Annotated in this window: 11 protein-coding genes and 1 riboswitch; of the genes, 2 read left to right on the top strand and 9 right to left on the bottom strand. The window is 68.1% G+C overall.

Features of this window, described 5'->3' with window-relative positions:
- Positions 1-30: 30 nt before the first annotated feature.
- Complete coding sequence (locus ABZT14_RS23985; RefSeq protein ID WP_356306142.1) at positions 31-1,464, bottom strand: gamma-aminobutyraldehyde dehydrogenase; 1,434 nt, start codon at positions 1,462-1,464, stop codon at positions 31-33.
- A gap of 325 nt (positions 1,465-1,789) precedes the next feature.
- Here ABZT14_RS23985 and ABZT14_RS23980 point away from each other — a divergent pair, with 325 nt between their 5' ends.
- Both ABZT14_RS23980 and ABZT14_RS23975 read left to right on the top strand, forming a co-directional pair.
- Entirely contained in the window at positions 1,790-2,542 is a 753-nt protein-coding gene (locus ABZT14_RS23980) for an ATP-binding cassette domain-containing protein (protein ID WP_356306140.1), read from the top strand.
- A complete protein-coding gene (locus tag ABZT14_RS23975) occupies positions 2,524-3,756 on the top strand; it encodes a hypothetical protein (protein WP_356306138.1) in 1,233 nt (410 codons plus the stop codon). Before ABZT14_RS23980 ends, ABZT14_RS23975 begins: the two co-directional genes overlap by 19 nt.
- A 37-nt stretch (positions 3,757-3,793) precedes the next feature.
- Here ABZT14_RS23975 and ABZT14_RS23970 read toward each other — a convergent pair whose 3' ends face one another.
- The 8 genes from ABZT14_RS23970 to tsf form a co-directional block, all read right to left on the bottom strand.
- Positions 3,794-4,834 carry an ABC transporter ATP-binding protein gene (locus ABZT14_RS23970; protein ID WP_356306136.1) on the bottom strand — a complete coding sequence of 347 codons (1,041 nt, stop codon included), beginning with the start codon at positions 4,832-4,834 and terminating at the stop codon, positions 3,794-3,796.
- Complete coding sequence (locus ABZT14_RS23965) at positions 4,835-6,442, bottom strand: iron ABC transporter permease (protein ID WP_356306134.1); 1,608 nt, start codon at positions 6,440-6,442, stop codon at positions 4,835-4,837.
- Between the two features lie 161 nt (positions 6,443-6,603).
- Complete coding sequence (locus ABZT14_RS23960) at positions 6,604-7,644, bottom strand: thiamine ABC transporter substrate-binding protein (protein ID WP_356306241.1); 1,041 nt, start codon at positions 7,642-7,644, stop codon at positions 6,604-6,606.
- 56 nt (positions 7,645-7,700) lie between these two features.
- Positions 7,701-7,810: riboswitch (TPP riboswitch) on the bottom strand.
- Between the two features lie 53 nt (positions 7,811-7,863).
- Positions 7,864-8,970 carry a 23S rRNA (adenine(2503)-C(2))-methyltransferase RlmN gene (gene rlmN, locus ABZT14_RS23955; protein ID WP_356306132.1) on the bottom strand — a complete coding sequence of 369 codons (1,107 nt, stop codon included), beginning with the start codon at positions 8,968-8,970 and terminating at the stop codon, positions 7,864-7,866.
- A 74-nt stretch (positions 8,971-9,044) separates the two neighbouring features.
- Positions 9,045-10,175, bottom strand: coding sequence for a phosphatidate cytidylyltransferase (locus ABZT14_RS23950; protein WP_356306131.1), 1,131 nt, complete (start codon positions 10,173-10,175; stop codon positions 9,045-9,047).
- Positions 10,176-10,185: 10 nt separating this feature from the next.
- The gene (gene frr, locus ABZT14_RS23945; protein WP_356306130.1) at positions 10,186-10,743 is read right to left on the bottom strand and encodes a ribosome recycling factor; all 558 of its coding nucleotides are present in this window, start codon (positions 10,741-10,743) and stop codon (positions 10,186-10,188) included.
- A gap of 170 nt (positions 10,744-10,913) precedes the next feature.
- Positions 10,914-11,690, bottom strand: coding sequence for a UMP kinase (gene pyrH, locus ABZT14_RS23940; protein ID WP_356306129.1), 777 nt, complete (start codon positions 11,688-11,690; stop codon positions 10,914-10,916).
- Positions 11,691-11,851: 161 nt separating this feature from the next.
- Entirely contained in the window at positions 11,852-12,688 is an 837-nt protein-coding gene (gene tsf, locus ABZT14_RS23935; protein ID WP_356306127.1) for a translation elongation factor Ts, read from the bottom strand.
- Positions 12,689-12,742 lie beyond the last annotated feature (54 nt).

Below are 12,742 nucleotides of genomic sequence, written 5' to 3'. Positions count from 1 at the left end.
CGCGGTTCCCGGGAATTCAGGGGCGCGGCCTCACAGCGAGGTCATCACGTGCTTGACCCGCGTGTAGTCCTCGAAACCGTAGGCGGAGAGGTCCTTGCCGTAACCGGACTTCTTGAAGCCACCGTGCGGCATCTCGGCGACCAGCGGAATGTGGGTGTTGATCCACACACAGCCGAAGTCCAGGGCCTTCGACATCCTCATCGCCCGGCCGTGGTCCTTGGTCCACACCGAGGAGGCCAGGGCGTACTCGACATCGTTGGACCACTGGACGGCCTCGTCCTCGTCCCGGAAGGACTGGACGGTGATCACGGGACCGAAGACCTCCTGCTGGATGATCTCGTCGTCCTGCTTCAGGCCCGTGACGATGGTGGGCGCGTAGAAGTACCCCTTGTCACCCACGCGCTCGCCCCCGGTCACCACGCGGGCGTGAGCCGGCAGCCGGTCGATGAACCCGGAGACCTTGGCCAGGTGGTCCTTGTTGTTCAACGGGCCGTAGAAGCAGTCCTCGTCGTCCACGTCACCGGTCTTGACCTCCGCAGCGGCCTTTGCAAGGGCGCTGACGAACTCCTCGTGGACGGACTCGTGGACCAGCACACGTGTCGCCGCGGTGCAGTCCTGGCCGGCGTTGAAGAAGCCCGCGTCCCGGATGCCCTCGGCGGCCGACGCGAGGTCGGCGTCGTCGAAGACCACGCAGGGGGCCTTGCCACCCAGTTCCAGGTGGACGCGCTTCAGGTCCTTCGCGGCGCTACCCGCCACCTGCATCCCGGCGCGCACCGAGCCGGTGATAGAGGCCATCGCGGGGGTGGGGTGCTCCACCATCATGCGCCCGGTGTCACGGTCACCGCAGACGACGTTGAACACACCCTTGGGCAGGAACTGGCCCATCACCTCGGCCATGAACACGGTGGAGGCCGGCGTGGTGTCCGACGGCTTGAGTACGACCGTGTTCCCGGCGGCGAGCGCGGGAGCGAACTTCCACACCGCCATCATCATCGGGTAGTTCCACGGAGCGACCTGTGCGCACACACCTACCGGCTCACGCCGTACGAAGGAGGTGAGGCCCTCCATGTACTCCCCGGCGGCCTTCCCTTCCAACATGCGCGCCGCACCGGCGAAGAAGCGGATCTGGTCCAGCATCATCGGCAGTTCCTCCTGCCGGGTCAGCTCCAGGGGTTTGCCGGTGTCACGACACTCGACGGCGAGTAGTTCGTCGGCGCGGGCCTCCAGCGCGTCCGCGATCCTGATGAGCGCCAGCTGCCGGGTGCCCGGGGTGGCGTCCCTCCACCCCGGGAACGCGGTCTTGGCCGCGTCCATGGCGGCGTCCACGTCCGACTGCCCCGAGAGGGCAGCGGTGCCGTAGACCTCGCCGGTGGCGGGATCGATGACCTCTGTCGTCCGGCCGTCAGCGGCGTCCCGGAACTCTCCGTCGATGTAGTTGCGTAGACGTCGCAGTTCGGCGGTCACTTCGCACCCCTCCACTCACCTGTTCCAGTACCTGAGACAACCACCCTAACCAGCCAGGTGGTACTTCCGATACGAGGCCAGGACGCCGCCTCCCGCCCGGTGCCCCGTCGCCGCCCACCAGGACGGTCCGCCGCCGAGCCCGACTCACCACGAGAGCGTACCGACCCACCGCCAGTGGCTCCGTTCGAACGATTCTCGGCCCCCGACATCCACCACCTCGCCAAGCGTGCGACCGGACGGTCCTACGGTGCGGCAGTGACCAAATCTCCCCGTCGCCGTTGCACACAGGGCCAGGGAGGCCGGGCCGAACTGTGTGGAGGTGCCCATGGAGACCCCGCCGGACAACGACGTGCTCTGGTCGCGCGGACTACACCACGCCCATGAGGGCTCGCCAGCGCTCACGGGCGTGTCACTCGGAGTGCGCGAAGGCGAGATCCTCTCCGTGAGCGGACCCCGGGGGTGCGGTAAGACGACACTGCTGCGATGCCTTTCCGGCCAGCTGCGACCGCAGGCCGGTGAGGTGTGGTTCAACAGCCTCCCGCTCCACACCATGGGCCCCCAGGCCCGGGAGAATCTCCGACGCCGACACTTCGGGTGGATCGGCAGTCAGCCTGAGCTGGTACCTGAACTGACCGCCTGGGAGAACGCGGCACTGCCCCTGCTGCTGTCGGGCGTACGCCACCGCGTCGCCCGTGACACGGCCCACGAGTGGCTGGAGCGCCTGGACGTCGCCGACTGCGCCAAGCGCCGTCCGGGGAACCTGTGCCAGGCGGAACGCCAACGCGTGGCCATCGCCCGGGCCCTCACCCACGAGCCCTCAGTGCTGTTCGCGGACGAACCCACCGCGCCGTTGCACGCCACCGACCGCGCCCAGGTGCTGCGTACCCTCACCGCCGCGGCACGCTCCCACCGGATCACCTGTGTCATGGCCACCCACGACGCCCTGCTGAGTACGGAACAGGAGATGGTCGGACCCACCCTGGCCGACCGCGAACTGGCCCTGATGGACGGCCGTCGCATCCACCCCGACTCCGTGACGCCCCGCGAGAGCAGGACGACATGCTCACTCTCCGCCTGATCCGAGGCGCTACACCCCTCGCACTGGTCCGGCGCACCGTCGTCCTGGCGGCCAGCATGGTCGTGGCCTTCCTGCTGTTCACCACACTCGGATACGGCCTCGACCATCCAGAGCGCGCCGACGAGGCGACAGCACGGCTGCTGTGGTGCCTGCTACCGACGATGGCCATGGTCCAGCTCGCCGCCTGCCTGGTACGCCTCGACCTGGGCCCCGCCCTGCGACGAGGTCTCACCGCGGCGGGGCTCGGCCCTCCCCGCCTGCCCCTCCTCGCGGCGGTTTCCACCTGGTTGACCTGTTCCCTGGGCAGTCTGCTGACGTTGCTCGTCTGCTTGTTCCTCCGCGGCGAGTGGGGCGCCGCCCCCTTCGACGGGGCGCTAGCGGATGCCCTCGCCGCCGAACGTCACCTGCCGCTGGCGGGCACCCTCACCCTGCTCCTCGTACCACCTCTCCTGGCGGCACTCGGCAGTGCGTGGACGATGCGGGGACGTGAACGGGCACGGCGCGAGACGAGGGGCACGGCTACCACCGCACAGGAACTCGCGGAAAAGCACTCCGGCGAGTCCCGTTCCCGCGACGACGCCGCGCGGACGGAGCCGACTCCCGGTCGGCAGTTCGCCAGGTTCCCCTGGGGCGTGGCCCTGATCGCGGCGGGACTCGCGTGGGGCTCCCTCACCAAGGATGTGAACCCGCGCCCCCTGGGAGGCGCGTCCGACATCCACGACGGTTTGCCATCGCTTGTCCCCCCGCTGTCAGCGAGCTGGCTTCTCACCTTCGCCGGCCTGATCATGGTCGGGCCCGGCGTCGTCGCCATGTGCGGTCGGCTTCTCACCATCTGCCGGCCGGGACCCACACGACTGGTCACCGGCCGTCTGCTGTACGCGGAGGCCCACCCCACGGGATACGCCCTGGGTACTCTGTGCGCCGTCGGGGCAGCCGCGTTCGCGGCCCGGGAGTTCCAGAAGATCCACCATGGCGCCTTCGGCCCCCTCACCGGGCTCGCGGCCGCACTGATCGTGTCCTGCGTGACGGTGAGCGTGGTCGCCACCGTCGCCGAGTCACGCAGATCCCAGGCCTCGACAGTGGCCCTGGTGCGGAGGATCGGAGCACGCTGGTCGTTGGCCCTGAAGGCCCAGGTGCTCCAGGTGTTCGTCCCTCTCGCGGTGATGGCCCCACTCGCCTGGACGGTGGGGCGGCTCACCGCACTCACCTTCTGACCGCTTCGTCCCGGAGCCGCGCACACGGACTGGTACGTCACGTGGGCAACGAAGAGGCGGGCAACGGCACCACCTCCTGGGAGTCGAAGGTCACGCCCACCTCCTCGGGGAGTTCCGCCGCCTCACGCAACGAGCAGGAAGCCTGGAGAGGTGGGCCGCTGAGGGGAAGGAGGTGGACGAGCACGTGGTCGCCCCGGAACACCCGAGCCCGTACCCGGCAAGGCAGCCCAGGTTCGCGAGGGCCAATGCGTACCCCACCCGGCCTGACCAGTACCTTCCTCCCCTCACCTGTCTCTTCCGCCTTCTCGGGCAGCGGAAGACTGCCCCAGGGGGTGAGGGCCCGGTCGCCCTTCAGGGTGGCTTCGACGATGTTCTCGAACCCCAGGAAGCGGGCGACGAACTCGGAGTTCGGGTGGCTCCACACCTCCCACGGACTACCGACCTGACGCACCCGTCCCTGGTCCATCACCGCGACCTGGTCGGCGAGGGCGAAAGCCTCCGACTGGTCGTGGGTCACCGCCAGCACCGTGGTGCCCAGGTTCTTGAACAGTTGGCGCAGTTCGATGACCAGTCGCTCGCGAAGCCCCCGGTCGAGTTGTCCCAGGGGTTCGTCGAGCATCAGCAGACGGGGTTGCGGAGCGAGCGCGCGGGCGAGCGCGACCCGTTGCTGCTCCCCGCCGGACAACGTGGAGATCTCCCGTTCTCCCGCGCCGGACAGTCCGACCAAGCCCAGCAGTTCGTCCACCCGCTGCCTCACCCCACTCCTGGAGACACGGCGTACGTCCAGGCCGAAGGAGACGTTGCCGGCGACGTCGCGCTGGGGGAACAGCTGCTGGTCCTGGAACATCAGCCCCACACCACGACGGTGCGGTGGGACACCCGACAGGTCGCTGTCCTCCAGCAGGATCCTGCCTCGGGTCAGGGGCTGAAGTCCGGCTACCGCACGGAGCAGCGTCGACTTCCCGCTGCCACTCGGTCCCAGCACGGAGAGGATCTGGTGCTCTGAGACGTCGAGTCGCACCTCGTGGAGCACTTCGACGTCACCGATCCCGACCGTGACCTCTTCCAGACGTAGCATTCAGAACTCCCCGAGGTGGCGGGTCTGTAGACGGTCCAACAGCACGAGGGTCAGCGCGCACAGCGCCATCAGCAGAGTGCTCAGGGCCATGGCCTGTCCGTAGTTGATCTCACCGGCTCGTCCGAGGAGTCGGGCGATGGCGACCGGCATGGTGGGGTTGTCCGCACGAGCGATGAACACCGTCGCGCCGAACTCCCCGAGCGACACGGCGAAGGCGAAGCTCGCGGCGACGACCAACGCGCGCCGTGCCATGGGGAGGTCCACCTCACGCCACACCCGGAAGGGCGAAGCCCCCAACAGCGCGGCGGCCTCGCGTAGTCGGGGCTGTACGGCGCGCAGCACGGGAAGGACGGTACGCACCACGAAGGGCACCCCCACCAGTGCCTGGGCCAGGGGGACGATCAGCCAGGTCGACCTGAGGTCGAGTGGGGGCTCGTCGAGCGCGATCAGGAAGCCGAAACCGACCGTGACCGCCGAGGTTCCCAGAGGCAGCATGAGCAGCATGTCGAACCCCCGTACCAACCTCCCCGCCCTGGCGGTCAGCGCGGCGGCGGCCAGCCCTCCGACGAACAGGGCGATGACCGTCGCCACTCCGGCGTAGAGCAGGGAGTTGCCCAGTGCTTCCAGCGGGGCGACGGTGAAGGTCCCGCTGTCCGTGGAACGCAACGCCTGGTAGAAGCGGAATCCGTAGCCGTCGGAACTGTGCAGCGATCTCTCGATCAGTGCGCTGAGCGGGACGAGGACGAGGACGAGGACCACCAGGAGGACGAAGCCGAGTACGGCCCGGTCTCCCGCTCCGCGTGGACGGCGCCGGGCCGCCGTGCTGGAGACGAGTCCCAGCGCGGACTCCCTGCGCCGCACCGTCCACGCGTGCAGCAACAACAGACCGGCCACGGCAGCGAACTGCACCAACGTCAGCACCGCCGCCGTGGGCAGAGCCAACAACTGGGAGGTCTGGCGGTAGATCTCCACCTCCAGGGTGGCGAAGCGGGGACCGCCCAGAATCTGGATCACGCCGAAGGACGTGAAGGTGAACAGGAACACCATCAACGAGGCGGCGGACAGCGCGGGCACGAGTGCGGGGAGCGTGAGCCTGCGCCAGGCCGCGAAACGGCTCGCTCCCAGCAGCCGCGCGGCCTCCTCCTGGCGGGGGTCCAGTGCACCCCACAGCCCGCCGACGGTGCGCACCACCACCGCGTAGTTGAAGAACACGTGGGCGAGCACGATCGCCCAGACGCTGGTGTCCAGGCGTACGCCCCACCAACTGTCCAGCAGCCCACCCCGTCCGAGCAGGCCGAGGAAGGCCGACCCCACGACCACCGTGGGCAGCACGAACGGGACCGTGATCAGGGCGTACAGCAGACGCCGCCCTCGGAACTCGAAGCGCGCGAACACGTACGCACCCGGCAACCCCACCAGAAGTGTGACCAGCGTCGAGACCAGGGCCTGCCAGGTGGTGAACCACAGGACGTCCAGCACCTGGGGGTCGGTCACGATCCCCGGTATCCGACCGAGGTCCCAGTGACCCTCCGGGCGGAGCCCCCGGGCCACGATGGCGAGCACCGGGTAGGCGAAGAAGACGCCGAAGAAGGCCAGCGGGACCACCATCAGGACGACCCGGGGGGACAGAACACGGCGCGGCTCCCCCGCCGCCGAGCGTCGGTCCGGCCCTGGAGGCAGGGAACCCGGTTGGTCGGCGACGACGGGCTCCGCTCCGACGGCGCTGCCAAGTCGCGCCGTCGGAGCGGGAGTTCCGCGTGTGTCAGTACTCACCGGACCACGAGCGCGGTCCACGCCTTGATCCATCCGTCACGACGCTCAGTGATGCGCTTCGGTGGCATCGTCGCCGAGTCCTCGACCTTCTCGCCGTACTTGGTGAACAGCTTGGGAAGCTTCGCGTCCTTCCGTACCGGGTTCACGAACATCTGGAGGGGCAGGTCTTCCTGGAAAGTGCGGTCGACCAGGAAGTCGAGCAGCTTCTTCCCGCCCTCGGGGTTGTCGGCTCCGTTCAACAGACCCGCGAACTCGACCTGTTCGAAGCAGGTGCCCTTGGACACCCCGGTTGGCGCCTGTTCGGGCTCCGGCTTGACGTCGAGCACCTCCACCGGCGGGCTGGACGCGTAGGAGACGACCAGGGGCTTGTCGCCCTTGCCCTTGCTGGCTCGCGCACCGGAGAAGCGGTCGTTGTACGCCTGTTCCCAGCCGTCGACGACCTCCACGCCGTTGGCCTTGAGCTTCTTCCAGTACGAACGCCAACCGGACTCCCCGTACTCGGCGACGGTCGCCAGCAGGAACCCCAGACCCGGCGACGACGTCGCGGCGTTCTGCGTCACCAGCAGGTCGCGGTATCGCGGTTTGACCAGGTCGTCGAGTGTCTCGGGGGGATCGAGCTTCTTCTTGCGGAAGTACTCGCGGTCGTAGTTGACGCAGATCTCGCCGTAGTCCACGGGTGTCACCCGGTGCTTGGCGGCGTCGAGGCGGAACCGCTCGGGGATGTGGTCCAGTCCCTTCGCCTGGTACGAGGCGAACACGTCCGCCTCCAGCGCCCGGGAGACCAGGGTGTTGTCGGCGCCGAAGAACACGTCGCCTTGGGGGTTGTCCTTGGTCAGTACGGCCTGGTTGGTGGCCGAGCCGGCATCGCCGCCCGTCACCAACTTGACCGTGTAGCCGGTGCGCTTCTTGAACTCCTTGAGTACGTGGTCGGACACGGCGAACGAGTCGTGTGTCACCAACCTGACGGTCTTCTTGTCGTCTCCCTCGTCCGAAAGTGCTCCACAGCCGGCGACCAGACTGACGGCCGTGGCTATCACGAGAGTGGTGACGATGTGTTTCACGCTGCAGCCTCTGTTTCCGGGCGCAGCACAACAGCAGAGAGTGACCGAACTTCCTACCCGGCATGACCCGGGCGAGGTTCGAGGGTCTGCGGCCTTGTCTCGCCGCACTCTCAGCGCCGCTTGCGCTCCCCTGTCGGTGTTTCGATAAACCAGGGCCACCGTACCAGCGCGGTCCTGGCGGACTTCGCGGGGTGTCTACCGCTCCGTCGCCGCCAACTGTCCGCAGGCGCCGTCGATCTCTTGGCCGCGGGTGTCACGCACCGTCACCGGAACTCCATGTGACTCCAGGACCCGGACGAACTGTTGCTCGTCCTCGGGACGGGAGGCGGTCCACTGGGAACCCGGGGTGGGGTTCAGCGGGATGAGGTTGACGTGTGCCCGCTTGTTCTTGAGCAGCCGCCCCAACAGGTCGGCCCGCCATGCCTGGTCGTTGATGTCACGGATCAGGGCGTACTCGATGGACACCCGCCGACCCGAGCTGCGCGCGTACTCCCAGGCGGCGTCGAGCACCTCACTGACCTTCCAGCGGGTGTTGACCGGGACCAGGGTGTCCCGCAGTTCGTCGTCGGGGGCGTGCAGGGACACCGCCAGCCGGCACTTGAAGCCCTCGTCGGCGAAACGGAGCATCGCCGGTAGCAGGCCGACCGTGGAGACGGTGATGCCGCGCTGGGAGAGACCGAGTCCGTCAGGTTCGGGGTCGGTGAGCCGCCGGATGGCGTCGACGACGCGACGGTAGTTGGCGAGGGGCTCCCCCATGCCCATGAAGACGATGTTGGAGAGTCGCGCGGGCCCACCGGGCACCTCGCCCTCGCGCAAGGCCCGAACCCCCTCGACGATCTGGTGCACGATCTCCGCCGTCGACAGGTTGCGGTCCAGGCCGGCCTGCCCGGTGGCGCAGAAGGGGCAGTTCATCCCGCAGCCGGCCTGCGAGCTGATGCACATCGTCACGCGGTCGGGATAGCGCATCAGCACCGACTCGACCAAGGTGCCGTCGTGCAGTCGCCAGAGGGTCTTGCGCGTCGCGTCGTCGTCGCAGCTGACGTGCCGCATCACGGTCATGAGTTCGGGCAGGAGCGCCTCCGCGAGACGCTCCCTCGACGCGGCCGGCACGTCCGTCCACTCCTCCGGGCGGTGCGCTTGCCGGACGAAGTAGTGCTGTGACAGTTGCTTGGCGCGGAAGGGCTTCTCCCCGATGGCCGTCACGGCTTCGCGTCGCTCCGCTGGAGTGAGGTCGGCGAGGTGGCGAGGGGGCTTCTTGGCCCCTCGGGGGGCGGCAAAGGTCAGTTCTCCAGGTGCAGGCATGGTGCGTCCAGTGTGGCAGACGGCGAGTACCCCTCCTGACCCCGCTGCCGGGTGGAGGGGGTACTCGTGAAGGCTCAGCCCTGTCCCACGCAGAGGGCCAGGATCAGCCACACCACAGGCGCGGTGGGCAGCAGGGAGTCGAGGCGGTCCATGATGCCGCCGTGTCCGGGAAGGAGGGTGCCCATGTCCTTGATCCCGAGATCCCGTTTGATCATGGATTCCCCGAGGTCACCCAACGTCGCGCTGAGGGCGACGGCCAGCCCCAGCAACAGTCCCTGCCACCACACGCCCTGGTCGATCAGGAACTGCGTACAGATCGCTCCCACGAGCATGGTGGAGACGACCGCGCCCATCAGCCCCTCCCGGGTCTTGCCGGGGCTGATGCGGGGGGCCAGCTTGCGCTTGCCGAACTTCCAGCCCACGGCGTAGGCACCGGTGTCGCTCACGACCGTGAGCAGGAGGAAGGTGAGAACCCTGAGCGCGCCGTCGTCGGCGGAGAGCATCATCGCGACGAAGGTCGCCAGGAAGGGTACGTAGAACGCGGCGAACACCGCGGCGCTGACGTCCCGCAGGTACGTCAGCGGGGCGTAGGCCATCCGCCAGACCAAGACCGCGAGCACGGTGACCGCCATCACCGCGCCCGCACCACTCGCTCCCCAGGCGTAGCCCGCCACGACCATCGACACCCCGCCGGCCACGAGGGGCACCAGCGGCGTACGGATGTCTCGGCACTCCTGCAGCCGCCGGGTCAGCTCCCACAGACCCACCGCCACAGCCAGTGCTATGACGCCCAGGAAGACAGGCTTGTAGACGAAGAGCGAGACCAGGATGACCACGCCGAGGGAGACCCCCACGCCGATGGCGGCACGGAGATCTCTCCCCGCACGCTTGCGGCCACCCTCGCTTCGCCCCGCATCCGCTCCCGGCCCCGCCGACGGAGCGCCGGGGGCGGGTGCCTGAGACCCGACGGGGGTTCCCTGCGCTTCCTGAGCGCCGTGAGCCTCTTGGGCTCCGTTTCCTGGGCCGTACGAACTCTCTGGACCGGGCACGATGGGCATACGCCGAGTCTGCGACGCCGCCGGGCTCCCGCGCTCGGGACCCGCCGTCGCCGAAGTGAGATCTCCGGTGGGGGGAGGCGGCGGCGTCCACGGCGTGCGCGCGAGGCCGTTCTGGGGCGACGAAGGCCCCGGGGAAGGGTCGTTCACGAGTGCAGCCTCAGACCTCGAGCAGCTCTGATTCCTTGTGCTTGAGCAGTTCGTCCACCTGCGCGACGTACTTCGCGGTGGTGTCGTCCAGCTCCTTCTCCGCGCGGCGCCCCTCGTCCTCGCCGACGTCGCCGTCCTTGATCGCCTTGTCGATGGCTTCCTTCGCCTTGCGCCGTACGCTGCGAATGGAGATCTTGGCGTCCTCCGCCTTGGTCTTGGCGACCTTGATGAAGTCCTTGCGGCGCTCCTCGGTCAGCTCCGGGAAGACGACCCGGATGATGTTGCCGTCGTTGGAGGGGTTGACTCCCAGGTCGGAGTCACGGATCGCCTGCTCGATGTTGCGCAGCGCGCTCTTGTCGAAAGGCGTCACCACGGCCATCCGCGGCTCCGGCACGGAAAACGAGGCGAGTTGGTTGATGGGCGTCGCGGCGCCGTAGTAGTCGGCGACGATCTTGTTGAACATCGCCGGATGCGCACGGCCCGTGCGGATCGCGGCGAAGTCCTCCTTGGCGACCACAACCGCTTTCTCCATTTTCTCCTCGGCTTCGAGGAGGGTCTCTTCGATCACCACGTGCTCCTGGTTTGGTGGGCCTCAGTGCTACAGCTGTGTTGCCTGAACGGTCGCTGACCGACAGGCCGTTGTCCATCCCCGTGCGTCACGCTGCCGGGGACGGTGGTGACCGGGTGTGTCCGAACGGAACGCCATCCGCCCGTCCACAGCGGTCATGTGACGCTCCGTCAGTCCCGGCTTCCCTGGTCGCTGACCAGCGTGCCGATCTTCTCACCCTGCACCGCTCGCGCGATATTCCCCTCCACCAGCAGTTCGAACACCAGGATGGGGAGCTTGTTGTCCCGGCAGAGGGTGATCGCGGTGGCGTCGGCGACCTTCAGGTCGCGGGTGATGACCTCGCCGTACTCCAGAGCGTCGAACTTCACGGCTTCGGGGTTCTTGGCGGGGTCGGAGTCGTACACGCCGTCCACGCCGTTCTTGCCCATCAGCAGGGCCTTGGCGTGGATTTCGAGGGCGCGCTGGGCAGCCGTGGTGTCGGTGGAGAAGTAGGGCATCCCCATCCCGGCACCGAAGATCACGACTCGTCCCTTCTGCAGGTGCCGGACCGCCCGCAGGGGAATGTACGGCTCGGCGACCTGCCCCATGGAAATGGCCGTCTGTACACGGGAGTCGATGCCCTCCTTCTCCAGGAAGTCCTGGAGGGCGAGGCAGTTCATCACCGTGCCCAGCATCCCCATGTAGTCGGAGCGGGCGCGGTCCATGCCGCGCTGCTGCAGCTCGGCGCCTCGGAAGAAGTTGCCACCACCGATCACCACGGCGATCTGGGCGCCGTCACGGACCACCGCGGCCACTTCTCTGGCCACCTTGTGCACCACGTCCGGGTCCACCCCGAGTCCGCCGCCCCCGGCGAAAGCCTCGCCGGAGAGTTTCAGCAGAAACCGGCGGTCCCGACCGTCCGTTACGCCCTTGCCCGTGCCTGGGTCATCGGCTGCACCCTGGTTCATCGATCTCTCCTCGCGCACATACGAAGGAGGCCACTGCCGGGTGGATCCTCAGGGTTCCGTCCACGGCAATGGCCTCCTCGTCACAACTGCCCTCGCTCGACCCTATAGGGGCGGAGTGGTTTCCGCCGGCTACCGGGGCCCGGGCCGGTCAGTGTTCGTTCTCAGGCACCGACACGGAAGCGAGCGAAGTTCTTCACGACCACGCCGGCCTCGTCGAGCACCTTCTCCACGGACTTCTTGTTGTCCTTGGCGAAGGGCTGGTCCAGCAGGCAGTTCTCCTTGAAGAAGCCGGTGACCCGACCCTCAACGATCTTGGGCAGCGCCTGCTCGGGCTTGCCCTCCTCACGCGCGGTGGCCTCCGCCACGCGACGCTCGTTCTCCACCGTCTCGGCGGGAACGTCCTCGCGGGACAGGAACTTCGGCGCGAAGGCCGCGATGTGCTGGGCGACGTCGCGCGCCAGCTCCGCGTTCTCCTTGTCCAGCTCGACCAGCACGCCCACCTGCGGGGGCAGGTCCGGGTTGGTGCGGTGCAGGTAGGTGGCGACGTAGGCGCCGGCGAACCGGGCGTAGCGCCCGAGCACGATCTTCTCGCCCAGCTCGGCGTTCTTCTCGTCCACGAAGGCCTGGACGGTCTTGCCGGCCTCGATCTCGGAGGCGAGCAGGGCGTCGGTGTCGACGGAAGCGGTGGAGGCCGCGTGCTCGGCGATGGCGTTGGCCGCGGCGACGAAGCGGTCACCCTTGGCGACGAAGTCGGTCTCGCACTTCAGCTCGACCAGCACGCCGCTGGCCTTGTCGTCGGCGATCAACGCGATCACCGCACCGTTCTCAGCGGTACGGCTCTCCCGCTTGGCCACGCCCTTCTGGCCCTTGACCCGCAGGATCTCTACGGCCTTGTCGACGCTGCCCTCGGCCTCGTCCAGCGCCTTCTTGCAGTCCATCATGCCGGCGCCGGTCAGCTCACGGAGCTTCTTGACGTCAGCGGCGGTGAAGTTCGCCATGGTCTGTGTCTCTTCTCGATGTATCGATCAGGGTGGTCGATTCGGATCGCAATC

The sequence above is a fragment of the Streptomyces sp. NPDC005438 genome, from assembly GCF_040606315.1.
GTDB lineage: Bacteria > Actinomycetota > Actinomycetes > Streptomycetales > Streptomycetaceae > Streptomyces.
The sequence above is the reverse complement of the archived record's forward strand: the minus strand, read 5'-3'. Positions and strand labels throughout refer to the sequence as shown.

Excerpts from the sequence above, each read along its gene's own strand:
- ABZT14_RS23980 (WP_356306140.1), top strand. The coding sequence starts at position 1,790 with ATGGAGACCCCGCCGGACAACGACGTGCTCTGGTCGCGCGGACTACAC.
- ABZT14_RS23975 (WP_356306138.1), top strand. The coding sequence starts at position 2,524 with ATGCTCACTCTCCGCCTGATCCGAGGCGCTACACCCCTCGCACTGGTC.
- ABZT14_RS23970 (WP_356306136.1), bottom strand. The coding sequence starts at position 4,834 with ATGCTACGTCTGGAAGAGGTCACGGTCGGGATCGGTGACGTCGAAGTG.
- ABZT14_RS23965 (WP_356306134.1), bottom strand. The coding sequence starts at position 6,442 with ATGGTGGTCCCGCTGGCCTTCTTCGGCGTCTTCTTCGCCTACCCGGTG.
- rlmN (WP_356306132.1), bottom strand. The coding sequence starts at position 8,970 with ATGCCTGCACCTGGAGAACTGACCTTTGCCGCCCCCCGAGGGGCCAAG.
- pyrH (WP_356306129.1), bottom strand. The coding sequence starts at position 11,690 with ATGAACCAGGGTGCAGCCGATGACCCAGGCACGGGCAAGGGCGTAACG.
- tsf (WP_356306127.1), bottom strand. The coding sequence starts at position 12,688 with ATGGCGAACTTCACCGCCGCTGACGTCAAGAAGCTCCGTGAGCTGACC.